General features: G+C 39.5%; 12 protein-coding genes and 1 pseudogene. 2 read left to right on the forward strand and 11 right to left on the reverse strand.

The genetic code is table 11. From position 1 onward, the window contains the following. The coding region (locus tag RRG12_RS32910; protein WP_420762102.1) for a transposase at positions 1 to 637 on the forward strand (637 nt) is incomplete at its 5' end. Positions 638 to 774: 137 nt separating this feature from the next. On the opposite strand, the gene RRG12_RS32915 is transcribed toward RRG12_RS32910, so the two are convergent. From RRG12_RS32915 to RRG12_RS32965, 11 genes and pseudogenes are all read right to left on the reverse strand, one after another. Continuing rightward, positions 775 to 4,056: a helicase-related protein gene (locus tag RRG12_RS32915; RefSeq protein WP_420762103.1), complete on the reverse strand. Its 3,282-nt coding sequence runs from the start codon at positions 4,054 to 4,056 to the stop codon at positions 775 to 777. A 10-nt stretch (positions 4,057 to 4,066) separates the two neighbouring features. Further along, the gene (locus RRG12_RS32920) at positions 4,067 to 7,369 is read right to left on the reverse strand and encodes a type ISP restriction/modification enzyme (protein ID WP_420762104.1); all 3,303 of its coding nucleotides are present in this window, start codon (positions 7,367 to 7,369) and stop codon (positions 4,067 to 4,069) included. A 129-nt stretch (positions 7,370 to 7,498) separates the two neighbouring features. Beyond that, complete coding sequence (locus tag RRG12_RS32925) at positions 7,499 to 7,747, reverse strand: helix-turn-helix domain-containing protein (protein ID WP_420762105.1); 249 nt, start codon at positions 7,745 to 7,747, stop codon at positions 7,499 to 7,501. A 170-nt stretch (positions 7,748 to 7,917) separates the two neighbouring features. Then, the gene (gene ybaK / locus RRG12_RS32930; RefSeq protein WP_420762106.1) at positions 7,918 to 8,385 is read right to left on the reverse strand and encodes a Cys-tRNA(Pro) deacylase; all 468 of its coding nucleotides are present in this window, start codon (positions 8,383 to 8,385) and stop codon (positions 7,918 to 7,920) included. A gap of 5 nt (positions 8,386 to 8,390) precedes the next feature. Further along, positions 8,391 to 8,693, reverse strand: a pseudogene (locus tag RRG12_RS32935) (PIN domain-containing protein); the annotation flags it as partial. A 236-nt stretch (positions 8,694 to 8,929) separates the two neighbouring features. Next, positions 8,930 to 10,891, reverse strand: coding sequence for an NACHT domain-containing protein (locus RRG12_RS32940; RefSeq protein ID WP_420762107.1), 1,962 nt, complete (start codon positions 10,889 to 10,891; stop codon positions 8,930 to 8,932). A 35-nt stretch (positions 10,892 to 10,926) separates the two neighbouring features. Continuing rightward, positions 10,927 to 11,937, reverse strand: a complete 1,011-nt coding sequence (locus RRG12_RS32945) for a CHAT domain-containing protein (protein WP_420762108.1) — start codon at positions 11,935 to 11,937, stop codon at positions 10,927 to 10,929. A 53-nt stretch (positions 11,938 to 11,990) separates the two neighbouring features. Continuing rightward, a complete protein-coding gene (locus RRG12_RS32950) occupies positions 11,991 to 13,565 on the reverse strand; it encodes a group II intron reverse transcriptase/maturase (protein WP_420762109.1) in 1,575 nt (524 codons plus the stop codon). Between the two features lie 540 nt (positions 13,566 to 14,105). Then, positions 14,106 to 17,474: a metallophosphoesterase gene (locus RRG12_RS32955; RefSeq protein ID WP_420762110.1), complete on the reverse strand. Its 3,369-nt coding sequence runs from the start codon at positions 17,472 to 17,474 to the stop codon at positions 14,106 to 14,108. Between the two features lie 101 nt (positions 17,475 to 17,575). After that, a complete protein-coding gene (locus tag RRG12_RS32960; RefSeq protein WP_420762111.1) occupies positions 17,576 to 20,398 on the reverse strand; it encodes a hypothetical protein in 2,823 nt (940 codons plus the stop codon). 97 nt (positions 20,399 to 20,495) lie between these two features. After that, positions 20,496 to 20,669, reverse strand: coding sequence for a hypothetical protein (locus RRG12_RS32965; protein WP_420762112.1), 174 nt, complete (start codon positions 20,667 to 20,669; stop codon positions 20,496 to 20,498). A 167-nt stretch (positions 20,670 to 20,836) separates the two neighbouring features. Between RRG12_RS32965 and RRG12_RS32970 the strand changes: the two genes are divergently transcribed. Beyond that, positions 20,837 to 23,719 (forward strand): hypothetical protein, encoded by a 2,883-nt coding sequence (locus tag RRG12_RS32970; protein ID WP_420762113.1) that lies wholly within the window; start codon positions 20,837 to 20,839, stop codon positions 23,717 to 23,719. Positions 23,720 to 23,741 lie beyond the last annotated feature (22 nt).

Here is a 23,741-nt window from a genome sequence, read left to right on the forward strand (position 1 = left end):
AATTACTTATTTATTGGCAGAACTTGAATCTCTTAAAATAAATGTAAAAAAACTCTATTTAGATAGGGGATTTTTTAATACTCCTGTAATTAGATGGTTGCAAGCATTAGATATTCCATTTATGATGCCTGCTATCAAAACCGGAAAAAAGGGAGGAATTAAACAGTTTTTGAAGGGAAGAAAAAGCTATAAAACTACTCATACTATTACAAGAGACAAAGATGATTCAGTCACTTTTGATTTATGGATTGTCTGTAAATATAGAAAAGGAAAGCGTAAAAAATATGGGATGCAATACTTTGCTTATGTTACTTATAAAATCAAAACAAATTTAGACTATATATATCAAGATTATCGAAAAAGATTTGGCATCGAAAGTAGTTATCGGCTTAAAAATATTTGTCGAATTAGAACAAATAATAAGAATCCAGCATTAAGATTGCTATTCGTTGGTATATCCTTTCTTTTAGTTAATATTTGGGTTAACCTCCTCTGGCTTAGAATAAGTCGCAAAAGGAAAGGTAGCCGATTAATTTATCGTACACTTTTTACACTTAAACAGATGTTAGCCTTTTTATCTCAAGCCCTACAGCGCAAATATCAAGTAGTTGAAAGCATTTATATTCCAACAGGTTAGCACTGAAAATCTCTCGGCCAACTAATCATAAGTAATCTTAATCTATACTGTGTCTGCTGGTTAGAGAATTACATATAAAGAAGTATCAAAAAATATAAGTATTTTAGCGATCGCTCTTCTCTTAAAAACTTTTTGGTTTACTGATAATAAACATAAATGTTCTTAGCTTTATGTTGCTTGGGGCGGTCAATTCTACCAATGCGCTGCTCCAAAATCATAGGATTCCAAGGCAGGTCAATATTAATCAGATAATCAGCATCTTGTAGATTTTGACCCACTGATAAAGTTTCTGACCCAATTAGTACGGCGATTTCTTCCTCTGGCTTTGGGCGTTCTGTAGGATTTTTACAAGTAGCGTCTGGGGCAAACAGTCTAAATATTTCTTGGCGATTTAAAGTAACTGGGCTACGTTTTGGTTGCAGTGCGTGACCAGGACTTACTCTTTGAGGTTTGTCTGAATTATTTGTGTAATACAGCTTTGTAGAACCAATCAGCATCCCAATACCTTTAGATGCGATCGCACTGTCACGAGCCATGTAACGGTAGTAATCAATTACGGTGTCACTGAAAGTTGAAATTAACAGCACTTTATGACCTTGACTTACCAGTTCTGCTACTTTTTGAGTAACTTGCTTGCGTTTGTGGTCAACCAGAAATTCATCTATTAACAGGTTTTGAATCTGTTCTAGCTGATGCAAATCACCTTCACAATCAGCCAACATTCGCTCATAAACTTTTTGGGTATTGTTAGGATTATCTCGTAAGTTATCTGTGGCAATATCAATAGACCGCCTTAACTGCTGACGCTTTTGTTGTTGTTCTGCCTCGTTTTCGTCCTGGTCTTCTTCCCCGTCTTCATAATCCTCATCCCAGCCTTCAGGGTTGTAATCATCTAAGAAACTTTCTGGTTTATCCTTCTTGTCTGATTCAAAATTGTAGTGAATTAGCAAAAATTCTTTCAGCCCATCAGCATCATGAGAAACTGATTCTAAGCGTTGTTGCATCTGCCGAATGCGATCGCCAAAGTTTTTGATAGTCCGATTCAAGGCATACATACTCGATTCAGCCCGTTGTAGAAAGAATCGGCGTTGGTTGCCTAATAGACTTCGCTGTTCGACGCTACCTGTTAAATAACGGATTGGATCAGCAAAGGGAATAAAAAGACTGGTTTCAAATTGAGTGAAAATCTGCTCAAGTGCTTGTTCTGTACTAATTTCAAAATGCACAGGTAGCCATTCTGCTATCCGTTTGGCATACAAATTTAAATCTGGGGTGGCTTCTCGCAGCATTTGGCGGGTGCGCTGAAGAAACAGTTCGCGGTAGGTACGGCGAAATAGTTCAGTATTATCTGTAAAATTTTCTACCCCAATTTCCCGATTTTGAAACCATTGAGCGACTTCTGCGGGGAACTTTAAATCATTGAATCCTTGAGGACGACTGATAAAGGGCGAGAGAATGTTATAAATATCTTCCCGGCGATTGTTCCAAGGTGTAGCGGTCAACAGTAGAAAGTAACGTTGCCGAGCAGACTTGCGATCGCTTTCTTGAATCGCTGCACAGGTTTTATGAATACGGTTTTTATAATTGCGAATGCCTTCGTGGGCTTCGTCGATGATAACTAGGTCAGGGCCACCGTAGCGATTGAAGTCTGCCAGGAAGTTACTACCTTTGCGGCTCATCAGGTTTTTATTGTAGAGTTCATAATCACCTGATTTAAACCCAAGTTCAGCCATTTCTCGTTCCCAGTTGGGATGAAGTTTTTTGGCAGCAATGATGGCAATTTTAGCTTGACCTTTCTGCTGACGATACAACCACGAGACAGTAGCCGCTAGTCGAGTTTTCCCCAATCCTACAGCATCAGCGCAGACAGCAACACCAAAATCCTGCATGACTCTTAGGCAATGTTGCGCTCCAGATTTTTGATGCTCAAACAAGATACCTTGATTTAACAGTTCATCTAATAAATCACTACGTTCAACCCGGAACTGACGGGGGCGCTGCTGTGCCAACCAGTAAAGAAAATCATTTGGTGTGCCGTGATTTCCTGCCAAAATTATTTCTACAGCTTGTTTAAACCCTTCAATTTCACTGAAATCTGGAATTTCTAGGGATTGGCTGACGGCTGGAGGATTTTCGGGTGAGTTGTGATAAGTGCCTTCGGTGGTTGTAACTTTGAATTCGGTTAACTTTGTCGGCGGATGTTCTGGGTCTACCTCAACTTGACCAATAATCCGTTCCGAATCTTGGCTGTCAATGGTGATTTTCACCAATTGATCATCTACAACCTCAATGCTTTCTATTTTGTCTAAATTTTGACCTGTGATTTCAACTTGGGTGGTTTCCCCAGGGGCAAACTCATCAGGATTGATAGATTCAATAACTGGTTCTTTTAACTTGGCACGGCGATCGCGTTCCGCTAGTACCTGCTGTAAAAACTCTTGGGTTAAGTCAAAGGTGATCTCATCTCGCTGCCACTCAGCATCAAATTGACCAATACTTTCAAATATGGCTTCTGCATCTAAACGAGAATCCCAAGAATAAAGAAAAGTTACACTCTCAGCATTTTTAGAATGTGCTGCACGAGTGAAATTATCTGAGCCTTCATGAAGAATGTGGTTTTCTAACTGGTCGCTCAGGATGCCAGTTTTTTTGTGATAGATACCCCGTCCTGACTCCATTTTGACAAGTTTAATTTGCAAAAAATTCAGGCGAACTAACTCAGCTAAAATTTCTGTATCACTAAAGGCGCTATCTTCTAAACCCTTAAGGAATTCAGCCAGGGTACAATGAGCAAATTGGGTGCGGTAGTTAGGGTCTTGTAATTTCTCCAGTTCTTGGACATCCGCTTGCTTGGTGAATCCTTGCCAGTCCATCAATAGGCGAATTTGACCCTCAGTTTGCACAATTGAAGCAAGAGGTTCTTCATATAGTTTCAGTACACCACTATCAAAGTAAGCTGTAGAACGACGATAAATTTGGGTGCGTTCTAAGGCAGAGCCGATAAAGACATTGTACTTATCTAGCTGATCAGGCAAATTGAATCTACGAAGACGACCTTTAACTTCTAAAAAGCTACCTGCAATTAAAGCTTTTTCTTTGGTTACATTTTCTTTATGAAGGAATTTTTCAATAACATTTAAATTACTAATTCGTAGCAGAGAGGTACTAGGTACATTTCCATCTTTGATAGGAATGTACTCAAACACCCTAGCGCTTTTTGGGTCAATTCGTAGTATTCTGTAAGTCGCTTGTTTCCCACCAATACCTAAGAACTTCACAACTGTTTTTAACAGCCTGTCAGCATCGCGGTGCTTGAAGACGAGCCAGTATTGATTGTCAACACCTTTGATGGGATTACCTTGGAGTAGGTAGTAGGGGCGTTGTTTGCGAATTAGGTCTTGGATAAAGTTCTCAAGCATAGTTAATAACTTACTGAATAGGCCAAGCTGGAATTACTGCGTCAATGTTTGCCATTAGTTCAATGGTTTCTTGGAGGGCTACAACAATACGCTGGTAATGTTGGATATCGTCAGAAGTGAGAGTACGTCCTTTACGGTCTTTGAGCCATTTTTGGCAGACTTGATAACCACCTACGTAAAAGTTCCAAACTTCTTCTGGCACGCCTGTAAATTTATCTCCTATTTTGTTGATGATGACAGCACCGTTGGTATATTTTGGATGTCCTGCATCAACTAGATTATTGCCGTCATTTTCAAAAAATTTAGTGATGAATTTGTCGAGTTTGGGTGATTTCATTAGGTGGAGTGATACTAATTCTTCACCATAATCTGCTAGTTGGTGGAAGAGTTCGTTATTGCTGGTGAGGGGAACGCGGGGGAAGTCGATTTTGAGGAATTCGGCGTAACGGGTGCGGTAGGTGGGTGAGTGGAAGATGGCGTAGATGTAGTAGAAAATGGTTTGTGGGGTGGGCGTGTAGCCAAGTTTTGAGATGATGTCTTTGAGGAATGCGGGGGAAAGATTTGGGCGGACTGGTTCTTCTAATTCTTTTGGGTTGTTTGGGTTGGGGTAGAGATAAAGTGGAGCTTGCTGCATTATCCCTTTGTTACTATAAAAAGCTCTATTATCTACAATATTATTAGTAACCATAAAGTGGCTGTAATTTTCTTGCATTGCCACTTGACGCATAAAAATTAACCCTAAATTCTCTCCTGCCAATATATGCCGCATAACTTCGCCACGCGGCATACAATGGAAACCTCTTGATTTACCAGTGTAATAAGTGTAACGAATATCAAATGGTCGATATAGTATAGGTACAAGTAATTCTCTAAAAGGACTGGATTCTTCTGTCGCTACATAAGGATGGCTTCTTAAATCTTTTTGAGCTAATTCAACCTTCCAGTCTCGTGCATCTTGACCCAAGCGATATTTTAATCGTGCTGTTTCTGGTGGTAAATGGGCAAAATCATTTACAGTCTGCCAAATTTCTTCTTCACTCCATCGGATAGTTAATTCGTCACGGGCAGTAACTATCCCTACACTGTTCACGGGAAAAATATCTGTTACTTTCCATCCCTGTTCATACTCTGCAAGTAAGTCAGTATTTTGTGGAACAAATAAATAAAATGGAGCTTGAGGATTTAAGTCATTCCACTGAGTTGTATTTATAGTATGAGAATTCAACCAGCTATATTTACTGTGGCGTAACCCATACAACTCTGAATGATAAATATTAGCTTCTTGCTTTTTATCATTCTGTCGTTTTACAAAAAAACTAATTGCTACACCTTGCTGAATATCAAAAACATTTTCATCTTTTGAACCATCAGGTGCTTGCTCTTTCTTCTTACTATTCCCATGCAAGTCTAGAATATAAATATCATCAAAAGTTTCCATCAAACTTTGACGCATACCGCGAAATGTGGGGTTATCAAGAAACCCGTGGTTAGTGATAAATGCTAAAATTCCATAACCTGTTTGTTCAATTCGCCATTGAGCAAAACGAATAAACTTCACATAATCATCATTTAACCATTTAGGATTTCTCTCCCCAAGTGGTTTACCATCTACTTCAAAATAATTGCTAGTTACTTTTTCAGTGGTTGTATCTTTCCCCTTGAGAAGATTACTAATCCAAATGCCATTATTAGCAGAATGACCAGAATAAGGCGGATTACCCATTACAACCATTACTGGTGCTTCTTGCTTAATTTTATTAGCTGCATCTGCCTCATCTCGAATCCAATTATCAAAGTCGTCAGCAGGTGGTATTTGAAATGCTTCTTGTAATGTATTGGTGAGGTAAACTCGTAACCGTTCTAAGGTATCGAATTTGTAACCCAATTCTGCTAGTTGCAAACCTAATTTCATGTGTGCAACTGCATAGGGAGCCATTAGTAACTCAAAACCTAGTAGTCGTGGTAATAGGTTTTGAGAAACATAATTTGACCATTCATCTGGATTGAGTTTTAGCGACTGATGAATATGGTTAATCACGCCATAAAGAAAAGTACCCGTACCAGTTGCAACGTCTGTTATCAGAACTTTATGCGTTTCTGTTGTACCCTTATTGTTAGGTTTTTCAACCTTTACCTTTGTCGCGTCAGCTAAACCATCAGTTAGTTTAAAGTCTGTTTTTAAAATATGGTCTACAGAACGTACAATGTAAGACACCACAGGTTCCGGCGTATAATAAACACCTCGACGCTCTCGCATCTGTGGTTTGTAGGCTGTCAAAAAATCCTCATAGAACCGAATAACAATATCTTCCCGGTTCATCTTCAATTGAAAATCCGAGAGAATCGCATCCATCTTGGCGGCGCGGAGGATGCCAAAAATATCTGCGATCGCACCTATCAACTCATCCCCCAACTCTTCAGGCTCACGCTCTGACACATCTTTAAACAGCTTGCGGAGAAATGGGTTAGTTTCTGGTAATTGTTGCCAAGCAGATTCACGGTCAAAATGCGTTTCCTTCTCGCGTCCCTCCCGCTTATCCTTTACATGACTGAAGACCTTTGCTGTAAACAGTGCATAAGCAATGGTTTGGGCGTAGATATCTGCAAAACTGTAATCCTTCTCATTATCTGAAGTCAATTGCAGTGTGGGCAGTAGCTCCCGTTGAAAACTCTTCAATAGGTTGTGTAAATACCCATCAGCTTTTTCTTTCTCATAGACTTGGGGAATTACTTGCTCAATTCGACGGGCAGTTTCAGCCAACAACTGCGCTAATTCCTTCGCCGTTTTAATCGGTTCATAGAAAACCCATTCCACTAAGGGAACTGAACTTAGCCCCTTAGCAGCAATCGGCAGTTCCCCTTGTTTTAAACGGTTTAACCGTGCTATTAGTTGCGGTTCATTCCAATCAAAAGTCTGGATTTGCCGTTGGCGTAGTCCACCTTCACTTGGCAGCACTAACGGCACTCGACCTAAAGCTTCTTTAGTTGGCAACAGCAAATACATTACAGGTTGCTGTTCAGCAACTCGGTTTGTGTAATGCCCGTAAATTTCTTGTTGCTGTTCTTTAGAGGTCAAAAATCTTTTAATTTCTTGGTCTGTAACTCCTGATAGTTCCTCATAGAAGCCAACAGCAATTGGGCAAGTTTCCTCAGCTTCTAATTCATCAACACCAGGGCGTAAGTACCAAAAACGAGAACCTTGAGGATCATGCTCTTTCACCGGATATCCTAAGAGCTGCCGCAGTGCCTCTACACGATGATTTAAATCTGTACCAGTCATGACAGCCTGTAATTGCTCTTTGGTGAAAGTCATTTGTTTTCCTTACTAAGTTCAAAACAGCACGGTAAAACTGCGATCGCTCTTTAAAAGAATGCAATCGCTATATCAAATTTGATTAAGTACTGCTCTCAAGAAGTGAGGTAATCTACTTTTTCCTCAGAACTAATTTGACTGATACTTCGCTAACAGTTTCTGCCCTTGATCACCCATCTCTTGTAGAAGTTTTTCAATCCTCTGCATAGCCATCGGTGATAACTTAGAGCGTTTATTTTCCCAACGATTAACTGTGGAATAAGTAACACCCAAATGTGTTGCGAACTGTTCTTGGGTTAAACCCGTTACAGTGCGAAGTTCATGGATGAGCTGTCCCAGTTTTGATTGTTCGATTACCAAAGGCTTTTTGATAGTCATTAGCTCAAAACCCACTACTTGAGTAGCAAATAATGTGTGATTTGCTACTCAAGTAGTTAGGCTAATACTGAATTGTAACCCGCTAATATACTGTTATTTATTTACTGTAACTTCAATATTTCTATGTAATAAACGCAACTTGTACTTAAGTATGCTTGGTGAGAACTGGTTTAATGTACAATTGCTTCCAAAGTGCCATTGACCGCACGTAAATAGTCAGATGGCGATAGCAGAAGCAGCATTCCTCGCATTCCACCAGAAACAGTAATCTGCTCAAATAGGGTTGCTGTTTCATCAAGGTAAACAGGATAGTCTTTTTTACTAGCTAAAGCCGTTACACCCCCACGGATGTATCCTGTTAGTGGCTGAACTTCCTTCAGGGCAACCGTCTCAACTTTGCGGTTTCCTGAAATCCGTGCCAAAGCTTTCAAGTCTAACTGAGCATTTCCCGGCACAACAGCAAAACAGATACCTGTTGTGTCACCTCTGACTACTAGAGTTTTAAAAACTTGCTCTGGCGGAAGACCCACTTTCTGGGCTGTACTTTCAGCAGCCAAATCATCAGGATCTACTTCATAGCTCAGGATTTGGTATGCAATACCTAGTTTATCAAGTAGTCGAGCAGCATTGGTTTTCATTGCTCTTATTCCCAATCCTCAATCACCAGCCCACTAACGCGACTAAATTCTCTTATGTTATGCGTAACTAATGTTAAGTTATTCACTAGCGCAATCGCTGCAATCTGCAAATCATAAGGCCCTATTGGTGTACCAAGCGTCCCTAACTCTGCCCGAATTGTGCCAAAAATTCGAGCTGCCCGATCATCAAAAGGCAAAGATACAAAATTATTTAAGAATGCTTCTTGTAATGTTAAAGTACGTGTGGGATTATTACTTCGCATTGCACCATAGAATAGTTCGGCTTTTACTACCGAACAAACAACGATACAGCACTTGCGTCTGTTATGAGGTACAATAAATTAAAATATAAATACCTCTAAATGAAGTCATACTCTGTCGATCTTCGAGAAAAAATAGTTGCAGCACATCTTCAAAAAAACATTTCAATCAGAAAAGTAGCTAACATATTTTCCGTCTCAAAAAGTTTAGTTCAAAAGCTTGTAAAGCAACAAAAACTTGAAGGTAATTTACAATCCAAGCCGCGAGGAAAGCCATAATTTAGTCATCTAACAAATGCTGACATAGAGTTGAAACCAATATTCCTATACTTTATAGTTTCACCTTTCAATTTAATAAACCAATCTTCACCATTTAATTTCCACCAATAGCTAAGGGTTTCACAACTACTTTCTGAATTAGGTAATTTATATTGTAATATTTGCAATACTTGATAAAATTCAGGATTTAGTTCACAATAAATAGAACGAGCAATAGCACGAGCAATAGCACGGTTAATCATCTTAGTAAGCTCATTTAAATCAACATCAAATGTATGAACAAATGAATTGTTATCAGTAAGATTACGAAACCTATAATTTATATTTTGAAGGTTAGATGACATCGCATAAACTATGATCCAAGAGTCTTCCAAAGCAGCTAACATATCTGTATCTAGTTCAATTTCCGTTTCCATATATTCATCATCTAGATCAATTTTATCGCTAAGAGTCCAGTCAAGTTTACTAGCAACTTTGCTACCAAGGTATGAGTAAAATGCTCGAATCAATGGAAATTTGAACAAATCTTTAGATAAAGCTTTAATAAATACTGATGATGATTTGTGGTTAACCCACATTAGAAATGTCTGTATTTCCTTATCCTTTAATACAAGTGCATCAATTTTACTTTTCATAATTTGTAATAGATAGTCAGGATTAGGTACTATTTGTATAACAAGTAAAAATACTTGTCTCCAGTTTTCCTGGGTGATGTAGCTGGCTAACTCTTCCCAATCACCATGTTTGTAAAACCAATTTGCTACTAAATACTCTTGAAATGTTAAATGGGAAAATGACCAGATTTTATGCGATCTCTCAATCAACAATCCATGCTGAGATGTGATCACCTGCAAAACCTCTTGACTATTTTGTAAATTAATCCCTAAAAACTCCCCAATATAAACCTCCAATTCCTCTTGTTTAAACAAAACATATTGCTGTTGCTCAAACTTCTTTACTGCAACATAGCTCAATAACTCCAACTTTTGAGCAACTAATAACCCTCTATAAATTTCATCCCGCTCAATTCCTCGTCTTTCATCCCACTGCTCCAACAATAACTCCAAACATTCTTGATATAACTTGGAACGCTGCGAGTAAAATTTCCCTGTTTGGTGAAACACCGCACAAATCAAACTCAGCAAGATTGGGGTAATTCCAAGTTCCTTAGTTGGCTTGTTTTCTTCCTGAAATAACTGTTCTAAAAATTCCTGCGTCTTCGTCTCTCCTGCATCTGCACACACAGTCCCAAACCAATGTGCTGCAAACGCTCTCACCTGCGCTTCATTGAAATCCGCTACCTCTATACAGATAAAGCGTTGTGATTGCCAATCGAAGAAATCTGGTAAGGTTTGCGTTCTGCAAGTCACTACCATCAACACTTGCGGATAAATACGAGCAAACCGCTTTATTTCCTTGGCTATTTGCTTTCCGGCTTCTCCAGCCACCTCATCCAGACCATCTAGTAACACTAATCCTTTACCCTGACTTAGCACTAATTCAATCTCTGCATTACCTAATCGCCAAAATTGTCCCAAAAACGGCTCTAAGTTATATGCGTACTTGCGTCCATCATCTACGAACTCCCGTAGTTTAATCAATGCAGGAATTCGCCGTGCTTGCAATTTTCCATCATTACACTCGGTTACAATTTTTTGCAGATATGTCGTTTTCCCTGAACCCGGTTTACCTACCACCATCAGATTAGTATTCGATTCCAGCAAAGCCAATGCCGATGCGCCCTGCTGTTTCTTACCTAAACCAATCCGCTCCAAACTGTGGTAGTCGGAATTACCAGTTATAAAATCCTGCCATAGATCATCCAGTTCCGATCTACGGCTACTGCTGACTTGCTCTAAGATATTTACATCAACAAACAGGTCGCCCAAAGGAACCCAGTGGTCTACTCCCCAAAGCGGCATAGTACTGTGTAAGCGTTGAATATCGTCGTGGATGAGCGATCGCACCTGCTGTACTAACGCATCAACTGAGTTAGCTACTGTTATTTGGTCTTTTTTTTTAAAACAGGAGTCAGTTCTTCTGGTATTCCTTCTAGAGCGATCGCATTGCAGCCGAATTTGTAAGCGTCGTCATACGACCGACCAGCACCTAGCGCATCATAAAAACCCACTGCAAATTTTATCGCCGCATTATCGCTAATTCCATCACTCATTCCCACCACATAATTAATATGCTGGGAGATTGCCTCTGCTTGTACTTCGGCATAGCAGGCATTTAATATAATGCATTCTACACCTTGATTAGCAAACAATTCAAACAAACTGGTTAAAGCGTTAGTTGGAACAAACTGTGCGTTGCCTGCATCGTTTTCCAAGACTAATCCTTTACCACCAGATCCATGTCCACAAAAGTGAACAATCTGCGGGTTATAATCCAACAAGGTACGACGCAAATCGTCAGGACGAACTGCCCATTTTTGCTGCAATGAAAAGTGTTCTCGCTGCTGCGCCCTTCGCAAACCTTCATCAATTTCTCGCACTTCTTTGTCTAAACGCAATCTTGCTGTGTTGGTAGGGCTGGATGCAAGAATTAATATTGTGCGCTTCGGAGGTTGGCTTGTTATGCCGGAATGGTTATTTTGTGTAATGTTGCCAACAGTTATATTACCACCAACTTGGATATTGCCACCAAAAATACTTTGTTGAGAATTGGAACTATTATCTTGCGTTGAAGCTTTTGGGTGATTGGAAGAATTATCAGTTTTGCTGGCAGTTCCATATCGCAATTTGATATCATACCTTGGCACTGGATTATTTTTATCGCCCCAACGAGCATCCGCAGACCATGCACCATCAGCTTTTTCTTTTTTGCGTGTCTCAACCGTCATTACTCCGCTTTCTGGGTCAAGAGTTAGCAAGTTGTACTGAAGTGGTATACCTGTAACCTGCTCCTTAGCAGGTGCGCCAAAAGTTCCAGCAGCAATAATTTTGAGACCACGCCGTGCATCGTACTGAAAATTGGTTGAGTCGATGGGGGATATTATTCCCCGCACCTCTCAGTTAGATCCGTGCGTACCCGTTTCCGTGTACACGGCTCCCGATGTTCTTAGCTTGCGCTTTTGCTCATGTGTTTGTAATCGTGACAACTCTCGTGAATTGCCTCTAGATTATTTTCCTTCCAGTTGGTGTGATTTCCGTCGATGTGATGCAGGTGAACCTTTTCTTCACCGATGAATTTCAGACCACAGGAAGCACATCTATGGTTTTGCTTCTTAAGAGCTTTAGAGGTTGCTCCATCATAGAGCTTACTGTTACGTTTGCTCCAATAGGTTATGTCTCCGTCGTAAGGTGATTTAGTTCCTTTGACAGGGATGTGTTTGTTTTCGGAGTAGGAAACTTTTGGAAACGCTTTATCTATCAGTTTTTTGCTAGAGTAGCGTGTTTGTTTTGCTTCCTTGTTGAACACCGTGTAAGCTCTGTGACTCATAAACCAAAGTGATAGCTTTGACCCGTCCATCTTGCAGAACTTATGGTAATTTCTCCAGCCTCTAACTACCGACGCTAATTTCTCAGCCTTTGTGGTAGCACCATAGTTCGAGTTGTTGACGATGTGTTTTACTTTCTTACGGAACGCTTTGAAGTTATTCACTGAGGGATTGCATCTAAACTTTCCGTTTTTCTGGACTTTGAAGTGCCAGCCAAGGAAATCAAACCCATCTGTCGCAGCGGTAATTTTGGTCTTCTTTTGGCTTACATTCATTCCGCGTTTGCGGAGGAACTCGCTGATTCTTTCAAGTATCTCTGTCGCATCATCTTCGGGTCGGAGTATGATAACCATATCATCCGCGTATCGGACTGATGGTTCGGTGATATCACTGGCTGAGGTTTTGTCAGTGATTCTCTGTCCTTTATTCTCGTGGTATCTGTGTATACTCTCAATCCCATTGAGCGCGATGTTAGCTAGCAAAGGACTGACCACTCCCCCTTGAGGTGTCCCCTGTTCAGGGAATTCTGGGTTGACTCCAGCCTTAAGGCATCGGAAGATACCGAGTTTTAGTCCTTTGGGGGCGATGAGTTCGTCCATTATTGCTGAGTGATTAATCCTGTCGAAGCACTTTTCAATATCGAGTTCGATTACTCGTTTTTCTATTCCGTTGGAACCGGAGCTAAGGTTTAGGAAGATGTACTTTTGTGCATCGTGGGCGGAGCGCCCAGTCCTGAACCCATAACTCCTGGCGTGGAAAGTGGCTTCGTGTGCTGGTTCGAGTACGTACTTTGCTAGGCATTGCCAAGCTCTATCCGCGATGGTGGGTATCTTAAGCATTCTGATAGTCCCGTCCTTTTTGGGGATGGGGATTTCTCTTAGTCCTTGATGTTTCCAATTTCCGCTGTTCACTCTTAGTAATTCTTCAAGGTTGAAGCGTTCCTCGAATGAGAGGGATTTCTTCCCATCAATACCAGCCGTCTTTTTACCAGCATTTAGCTGAGATACTTGTCTTATTGCAAGAAATCGAGCCGAGGTGGATTTTAGAATGAGCTTTTGGAGTGACCGCGCTTTCCGCTTGTCTCCAACTTGAACAGCTTTAAATACGCGCTTTTGAAGGCGGAAAAGATTTCGGCGGAATTTCTTCCACGGTAGGGCTTTCCAAGATTCACTAGTTTTGTAACTGTGTCTAATCATTTTCTCTTCTCTAGTTTGTATTCTCTGAACACCTCAGTCCAATTACGGACTGTCCTATCCGAACTGTGGGGATTCCTCCGCTCGTCTGGACTACCTGAGATTCGACCGTCTCAAGACCCACAATTCGTTTTTCTTCGTTCCCTCGGAGAGATTGATTGTTCCGTTAGATGTAGCCAATTCAACTACTGGATTCCCTGGACTCTTGCCGTTACTCGACGTGTGTTCGGCGGGAATAAACTCCAGTGAGGTCAGGGATTTTGTGTTGCGCCCTGCCTGCAAATAAGTCGTTTTTCTAGGCTCTGTTTCATCGTAGGAACTCCCTGTTAGCGCCAGTGTCAACCCGCAACGGTCGTCTGATTGCGCCCTGTTCCCAGCTTCACTCTACAAGAACCGAGCTTGTTCGGTGTGGGCAGATAAGGAGTCAATTCTGAGTCTGAATGGCAAGACTTGCACTTGCATCTGACCGAGAGTTCAGCCCTTAGTGACAGTAATCTGCTGTCAGGCTGGTTTAGTTATGTACGGACTGGTTACCGTGATTCACTAAACAACGAATCGCACACGACGCTTTGCTTCATGGATGTGTCCGTGAATCCCAACTTGGAAACCATTAACTGCTAACTGTTCTAGAAAAGCCGTATTTTTCATTGACTCAGAACTATGAACAGGGTGATGCCAAACAGCGATCTTCAGCCAGTCATCGTAGTTTCCTGTAAGAATTTGGTCTAGGGCATTAGCGATCGCATTGGGATGGATACCAGCCCGATCTTTGTACTCATGATCGATTTCCCAACAGGAATTAAGCCCTAGAAAGAGAATTTTATCTTCCGCGCAGAGGTGAATAATTGCTTGCTGGTCGTATTCTTGGGGATAGTATTTACTATAAATTTTTTTATAGAAGCGATCGCTAAAGTAATCAAACCGTTTTTTATACTCATTCTCATCACAAATTAATGCACCTGCACTACCTGCATCAATATATTTTCCTTCTGGTAAGGGATTAGGCAGTTTTCGCTTGGGTACAAAGGGATAAGCAATTTCTGATAATTCCCAATTGATATCATGGTTTCCAGGAACTATAACAATGCGGCTAGGGTCAAGCCCGTAACGTTTGACCAGTTTATCAACCAGTTCAAAAGCTGCATCGTATTCCTCTTGTGTTGAACGATTGGCGATATCACCGGAAATTACCAAGTAGTTAAGCTGTTTTACGTTAAGATTTTGGGTCAGGTCGGTAGCCAGTTGCGTAAAGTAGCGTTGTGCTTGCGCTGTAGTCCCTAAATGAATATCGGATAGGTGGAGAATGCGTATTTGCTTGTCTGCATTGTTCATGTATATTTCTTTATCATGGTAGAATGCGTTAACTTCTGCTTCAGTTCGTTTTTCTACTGTAGTCCTTAGTTCTTGTTGTTTTTCAGTATACGCTCTGTCACTGCGGTATTTTTCCTCTATACTGCGAGGAATCAGTACATTTGTGTCGCAGTACTGGCAGGGAATTTCTAGCTTTCCAGCCTTTACACGTATTTCAATCGCTTCTCTATTTGTAACTTCTTTGCCGCATTCAGCATTGGAACAGTAGAGGCGAATGCGTTCTTGCACATTAATGCCTTTAATGTGCAAGTGATTGGTAATAAAACGGATAAATGTAACCCGGTCAAAGTCACTAACTCCAGGATAAAAGTAAATCTCTAGTTCCCCAGTGCCTTCTGATACTTGTTTCATAGCAAAGCCGAGACGATGTTCATTCCGCGAAAACTCGGCTGCATACTTCCAAAGGTTTTCTCGTTGAAAGTCTTTGGTATAACTGAGGCAGACGACCAGAGACGCATAAATTGCTTCGATACTACCTGAAAACTCATAAGTAACTTCCGTTGGCGGATGAAGCTTATCAACAAACCGATGTAATACATTAAAGTGGCTAGGAAAGATTAGTCGCCCTAACTCTCGAAAAGCTAAGTTATAACTGATAAATAGCTCGACAGTTGATTCTAATACTAATTTTTCTTCTATCAGAGGTAAACGCTCTTCCCTTGAAAATCCATCAAAAGAAAAATTGGCGCAAACTACATCTCGCTCAAGAATTGAGCCAATCCCCTCTGGGTGATTACGAGCAGCTTTGATAATAGAGGAAGCATATTGGTTGATCAATTCAGGCCGCAGCAAAACCATTTGCATATTTGGGGTAGGAGCCAGACGGTAAACCAACCCCCGTGCTTGTAACAAACTGATTACTGTATCAATCTCTGCTTGGGTAGGTGAGCGTTCTATGTAACGCAGATCAACCTCCTGTGTCACGCGTTCTACTAATATTAATGTATCTTCTGCTTCTTTGCGCTCTAGTAAAAACTCACGGATTACTTGAAATAGCCTTGGTGTTGTAGTACGAGGCAGTTTATCCCAAGGAATTGCTGCAATAATTTGCTGTAATAACTGTTCTACTCCCTCCCCAGTTTTGGCGGAACTTCGGAAGTAGCCATCTAAACCATACTCACCTATAAATTGATTAATTTCGCGTTGGTCTACTGTAACAGGACTAACATCACAACGAGCAGAAATTAAATATTTAAGGGCATTGGTTGGAGCTATTTTTTTCAAAACCTTTGCCCAGTAAGGTATTCCTCGAAAAGGCTCGGCTGTATTAGAGCAGTCAAATAATAAAAGAGCTACATCGGTATCGTCTAAAAAAAGCTGATGAACTAAATGATAGTCAGGCTGTCCTGCTAAGTCCCAAAGAGTTAATTCTGCATTTATATTTTCCTGATTTTCATCTAAAATTGATTTTTGAGCAACGGGAAATTGCCAAAACTGCGCTCCATGAGTTGATTCAGTCTTGCGGAATTCTTTTTCTGCAAGACGAATACCTAGCCCTGATTTACCAACTCCACTTTCCCCAAGTAAAACAGCTTTAGCATTAATATAATAAACAATACTTTCTTGAGAAGAAGCTTTACTATTTAGTAAATCGGAAGAACTTTCTGTAGTCTGATGTTCTAAAGTCAAAATATTTATTGCAGCACCTTCTTGAACTGGAGTAGCTAAAAAAAGTGAGTTTGGATGAAAAGCTAAAACTGATGGCCAGCTTTGAGAACTATGTACTGAGCCTGATATACTTGCAATCTCTTTCCAGAAATTACAGTCCCAAAGTCGAATAATCCCATCTACTGAAATTGAAGCAAGAAGTTTATTATTTTTAGAAAAGCAAATATTACTTATTGCAGTTATATGCCCTTCAAGTGTAATAATATGCTTGTATGTTTTCCCATCCCAAATCTTTATAGTTTTATCAGAAGATGCTACAGCTATAAATAAAGAATTATTAGACCAATCTACACTATAAATTGAGCCAAAAGAATCTTTATTAGTAAGAATATTTATACAATTTAAACCTTTAGTATCCCATAGCCGAACAGTTCCATCATCAGCACCAGAAACAATAAATTGACCATCTGGAGACCAGGCTACTCCTTTAACCCAGTTTGTATGTCCTTCAAATCGACACAAAGGTTGTCCAGTTTCTGTCGCCCAAAGCCACACACCTTGATCGCTGGAACATGACACTATCTGTTTTCCATTAGGAGACCATGCTATATCCCGAATCCAGTCAGAATGTCCAATTAATCTTTGCTCTAATCTATCCTGTTTAATATTCCAGATTTGTATAATCCTAGTACTACCTCCTATTGCAATATATTTTCCATTAGGAGACCATGCTATGCTTAAAATCCGTTCATTAAAGCATTTTATAGTTTGGATAATCTTTCCACTTTCTAAGCTCCATAAATAGATATCTCCAATACTAGAAGCAGCAGCGATATATTTTCCATTAGGAGACCATGTAGCTCGATATATAGCATCTTTAGCTTCTTGAAGATTTTCACTACTTAATATTTTAAAATCTTTTAAACTTAACATCGTGCTTTACATATAAATAAACAATATAAACTTCTGAATTAGAAAAATAGTAGTTAATTTAGTACCAATGTACTGATTATAATAATAATTATTAATTAAATCTAATCATTGTTAAGAGTTTGATGCCATGACTTTAATCGTTCTCCTGTTACTATGCCTTCATTCAGGTGATAAACTCCTGATAACTCCAATCTCCCATACCACTCCTGATGATTCCCACCAATTAGTTGACGTTCTCCTAATACAGTCCAGATTATATCAAGTCCATTTTCAGCTAAAAACCTAATAAGTTTTTCTTTTGAAATTAAACACGCACTTGATCCTGCTTCTTCAACTAATGGGTTAAACGCTACAAGCTCATTTACAGAATCTACAAAATTAAATCTGCCACCTGACCATCGGATTCGCATGTTTTTAATTAGCCAAGCAGATGGCATCAAAGCTGAAATAGTGCCATCAATTGAACAATCGAATGTAGAAATTTCACGTAAATACTCGGTTGTTGTTACAACACTAGCACCTGGTAAGTCATCTTCAAATTTACTATGACTAATCCAATCCTGGTCATTATTTAATGCTCTACATGATGAAGCCCAAGGAAACTCACCAACAAAAACATCAAGCATCTGCTCTGACTCTGGCATCCATCTTCCCATAAAATTTTTATCACTGAACCATTGCAATATCTTACTCTTGTCCTCTTGATGAACTATATAGCTTCGTAACTGAAACCACATATCTCGTCGCAAACTATGATAAGGTTCTTCTTCAATGGGGCCTTCTTCAGTCCATCGATAGTGTCCTTCGAGGGAAAGCCAAACTGTACCATCACTTGGTCGAGTTACTTCAATTAGCTGGCATGGATTAGGAGAATCACTTTCTTGTGTTATCCAATTAATTTGCTCTTGTTTATCAGCGTGATCAAAAATGTATGGGACTGGTTGCCACCATACAGATGTTTTTTCTTGGACTTCCTGTTCTGATAATTGGCGTACTAAAAGTGAAGGGTCAATATCCCGTGTACCAGAACCTAGCTGCCAAGGGCCATCGTATTGTTGAGGAGATTCATTTAATGAAGAACTACCAATAAATTCAAAATTATCGGCAACATAAGCTAGAAACTGATGATAGGCTATCCATTGATATTTTTTACTTATTCTTTCTGGGGTTTTTCTTTCACCATAACTGTAACGATCTAGCGTGCGTTCAAACTGCCCAAATCTATCAACTGTCCAACCGAAATCAAAAACTATCTTTAGAATCCAAGATTGGACAAGTGATAAATCAAACCGGAATTCATTTCCTTTTGAATCTTGGATGTGAGGTAAAACAAATTTATTGAAGTTTTCTTTCTTTTTCTTACCTAATGTTCTCAAAAATCTGTTTTGTTCACTTATAAGTATGCTGTTTAATTTATCAGAAGAAAACTCTGCTTGAAAATATTCAATCTGTTTAGCTGTATCTAGACGTTTACAGAGTCTAACAGATGACTGTATTTTCTCGTATCTTTCCCATGAATTTTTTTGTTTTTTCGTCAAAGAGTCTATAAATTCATTATACTTTTGCTGCCTAGTTGCAAGTATTTGCTTCCTACCTAGCTCTCCCAAACGACAGGAAGACCATTCAAAATCGCCATGATTTGTACCTATAACATATCTTGCAAAATCTCCATGTCCCATTACTGAATTATATAAACCCCACTGCGACCAGTCACGGTCATCCATACCTTCCCAAGTTTCACCGTAAGGTTCTAATTCTTCCTTGGTAGGAATATCAACAAGCCAAGGAGTTTGGTATGGTGGGCGACAGCGCTCAATATCTACACTTTGCGGAAGGATTCCACGATGCTTTGCAACTTCGATAACTCCACGAGCATAATCACGTAAAAGTATGTGTGCTGGTGGTGTGCCGTTCTTAAATACCCATTCGTAAACTTTACCAGCCAGTTCTTGCACTCCACTAGCCTTATCACTGAGCATAGCCACACCGTAAGCTACAGCACAAAGGCGTTCCCATACATAGAGGTCATTAACGTTAATAAATCGCTCAATTACCTGTACCAAAACTTGAGGTCTTAGGTAAAGCATTGAAACTAGGGCTTTAGTTGCGCGATCACGAACATAACGATGAGAGGTAGTTAAAAACCATACCAACGCAACAGCACATAGTTCAATCGCTTCATCAGAAATATGTGTTTTTTCAGCTTCCCATGCCCATTCCAGTAAACGGTCAACAGAGCCACGTTCTTCATATTGCGAAGACAGATAGATAGACCACCATTCGTCACGCTCAGGCATTTCAAGGCTCAGAAGGTGGTTATGAAGGAATTTAGCGTTGAAGGGATGGGCTGGATCTGCCGCAACTGTCAGTAGTAAATTGTACACAGCTTCTTCGCAACCCTCTTGACTAAATATCTCATTGAGATAGTCTTTGGTTATATTAGTTACCTTAGTAGGGTTACGCCAGATAATACTTTGAAGAAAGGCACGCTGCACAACATCCCCTACGTTTCCCTGTGGAGCTAATTCTACTAATTCTTGCCCAATTTGTTCTGGTAATTGGATACTAAGAGCTTCAATCCAACCACTGTAGCGCCATGTTTCCCAATCATTAGCCAGCATTTTTCCTAGTGGTTGATTGGGATTAAATGAAGCAACTGGATTATTCTTATCAAGATGTTTGTTTAATAGGTAGCGAACTATAAGATGGTCGCTAAATTTCTCATAGGGAAATTTTACAGTATCAATATGCTGAGGCTCTGAATCATCTTCGTTTGAATAAATATAAACCAAATCCTCAGACAATAATCCTTCGTTAAGGAGATTATTAAAAAGTGTTTGTTGATGGCCTGTTGTTGGCAGGATTTGATTGACAATTTTCTTGGCTTCTCCTCTATCTATCCAAGGCTGTCCAGTTTCCGCCATGGCTTTGGCAAGACTTCTTTAATGGCAAAGTTGGTAAGCGAAGCACCTGAAACATTGGCTTACCATTTCTTTGCCCCTTATGAAAACTCCAGTAGTGTTACAGAGGAAGGCTTTTTAAGAAATGTAGTTGAGCAAATGGCGCAGTGGCACAACTGTACTGATACATTGCCAGAAAAGCTGCCCGATTTGCAAGCACAGTACCATTATTTCTTTGATAAACCACTTGAGCATATTCATGTACTGGTAATTGACGGACTCGATGAGGTGACAAACTGGAAGCTTGTTCCTTATCTTTCTCGTCGGCTGCCCGAAAATCTGCATATTATTCTAACAGTGCGAGATGTAGGACAAGATTGGGCTGCTGATTACGATTTGCCAAAGGGTCAAATAGAGCATTTAGTACTGGCGGGACTGACACGCAATGATGTAATGCAAGTTATGCAGGAAGCAGGAAAAAAAGCAACAATCTTTGCTGATAATCCTATGCTCCTTGATGAAGTTATGCGGGTTTCAGCTTACCAGGAAGAACCAAGCTTGGGAGCAGATCCATTTTACGTGCGCTGGTTAGCAGAGGATGCAGCAGATGGCCGTTTGACTCCTGATAATATTGCAACTCAACCAAAAGGGTTGAAAGACTATTTATATAAGTGGTGGCAGGAAATTGAAGCATCAGAAGACAACAATGAGCCATTAAAAGACTTATTCGCCACTTTGACTATAGTTTTGGGTGCAATTTCTCGCGTTGATTTAGAAGCTATTAATCCTCGCTTAGTATCTCGAGAAAAAAGGAATTTATTTAATAAAATTATTTCCCCAATACGGCGATGGATAGCAGGCGATGATATAAAAGGCTATGCTCTAATTCACCCTCGTCTGCGTGACTACATAACTACTGAAATTTACACAGATGAACTTCTTCAATGTTACCGAAAGAAATTGCTGACTTTTTGTGCTTCTTGGCAAGAACATCATAGTTTATATGCTTTACAGTATTATGCAGAACACTTAAAAAGTGCAAAAAAACATAAGAGTTTATACATATTAGCACGAGATCAAACCTTTGCAGATATTCAATTAAAACAGTTACCAGATGAACCTGACTTGTTACTGAAGACTTTACAGTTAGCTTTATCCTGTGCTGCGGAGGAGGAGAACGCAGGTTTGATGGCAGAGTTTATGCTAAAACATGCACAGTGGATAGAGCAGGTAAAGATGCAAGAATCTCCACTTGAAGCCCTACGACAAGGAGGTTTAGAACGAGCTTTAAAACTTGCAAAATTTTATGAAGTACAGCGCCAAATATTATGGCATCTATTACTAGTGTGGGAACTAAAGAGTCAACATAGATTAGAAGAAGCACAAACAATACTCAAGTATTTAGAACAAAAAAAATTACCACGCTTTGAGATGAGAGGAGATATTGACTGGCAAGGTAATTTTGCAGCATACTTTCTTGCTCATGTTTTTGAAGTAAGTGATAATCTGTGTAAGAATTTAGAATACAAATTATTAAACGATTATTTTCGTCGTCATCTGTGTAGATACCTTATAGTATTTAATACTAATTCTTCATTGATAAAGGCTTTTGCTACTGCATTAAATCTAAGTTTAGACATACATAAAATATCACTTTTGCTAGATATAGCAAAGGCACAAGCAGAGATATCTAATATAAAGACAGCAGCTACTTTTAACAAAGCATTAGAAGTTAGCCGAAAATCCTCTCTAAGCTATTGGGATTGGTTGGATACAATAGTCTTGATAAGAAAAACACAAATGGAACTAGGTTATATAGGAGTGTTAATAACTTTTAATGTATATGCTGAAATAGCAGAAAAATTTAGCGATCCAGAAGAATATCGGTGTAGTTTAGAATATTTAGAAAAAGAGATCAAAGCTGAAATTCAGTTTGGTGAAGAAGTTAGTGTTCAGGATAACCAAGCTGAGAAATTAATACAACTTGAGTATAGATTGTGTGTTTCTAAAGATTTCATAACTGAAATAGACAAAATAGATGCTTTATGTCAAATTGCATATTTGTATGCAGATAAAAAACAATATAGTACAGCACTAAGCTTTGCTGCTAAGATTAATAATTACCACAGACGGGCAACAATTCAAGGAATTATAGCGCAAGCACAAGCAGAAGAAGGTAAAGATTCAGCAGCACGAGAAACCTTTGCTATTCCTCTGCAAATGGTACAGGGAAATCAACCATTTGAGCCTGTATTTTTGCAAGCAATTGCGTCAGCAGGCATAGTAAAAGAATCTTACAAAGTCACATCGAAGCAAGTAGATAAAGATACTGCTAGTATTTCTTATGAGATTGCTCAAAAGATTAATAACCCAACTCAGCTAGCAATTGCTTTAGCGTTAGTTGCAGAAGCATTCGCAAAAACAGAAAGAAGAGATGAAGCAAAAACAATTTTTGATAAAGCGATTGAAACTGCACATAAAATTGAGTTACAAAAGGAGCGTGTTGACAGCTTCAAAGCAATAGCTCAAGCTCAAGCAAGGATTAAAGATTTTTCTGTTGCTTGTCAAACTGCTCAGAAAATAGAACTTTCTTGGACTAGAGCCGAAGTTGTAGAATTTATAGCCAAATTGCAGGCAGAAATTGGACAATGGGAAGAAGCAGAAATAACTCTTTATAATGGCTCCGAAAATCTAATATCTCATTTTGAAGGACAACGTTATGTGGAAGGTAGAAGGATAAACATTATATGCACAAAAGCTGTACTAGAATCTTTTAGAAATAATGATGCCGCACAAGCAACCTTCAGCAAGTTATTAAAGTTTGCACGAGAAAGTGGAAACCAACGAGATGAAAACTTATCCACAGTAGTGGCAGCACTTGCACAGGCAAATGAGATTCCAACTGCTCTGAAGATTGTAGATGAAATTGAGGACGCATGGGAGCAGATGAGAGCTTTTTCAGCGATCGCCTTGGAACAGTTCAACAAACAAGACAAGAAACAACTCAAAACAACTCTAACTGCTGCTCTTAAAGCTAAAGAGAAGATCAAAAATGAACGAGAACAAGGAAAAGCACTTCAAGTGATTGCTGTCATCCAAGTATTAGCAGGATTAGGTGAAGAAGCTGTAAGCACAGCAAACACAATTCTTACTGAGCGTAACTGGTATCTTCCACGAATTGCCTCATCCTTTATAAAAACTAGGGATTGTACTAATTTTAAGCAATTACTAATTCCCTGTGCCTACTATCTAGATGCTGCTTATCATATATGTGAAATTCTGTCACAGTTATATCCTGAACAATCAGCAGCCGTGGGAAAAGTAGTAATTGATACGAAATTGTAGATTTATAAACTCGGCTTGAACA

Source organism: Nostoc sp. CALU 546 (genome assembly GCF_048836525.1).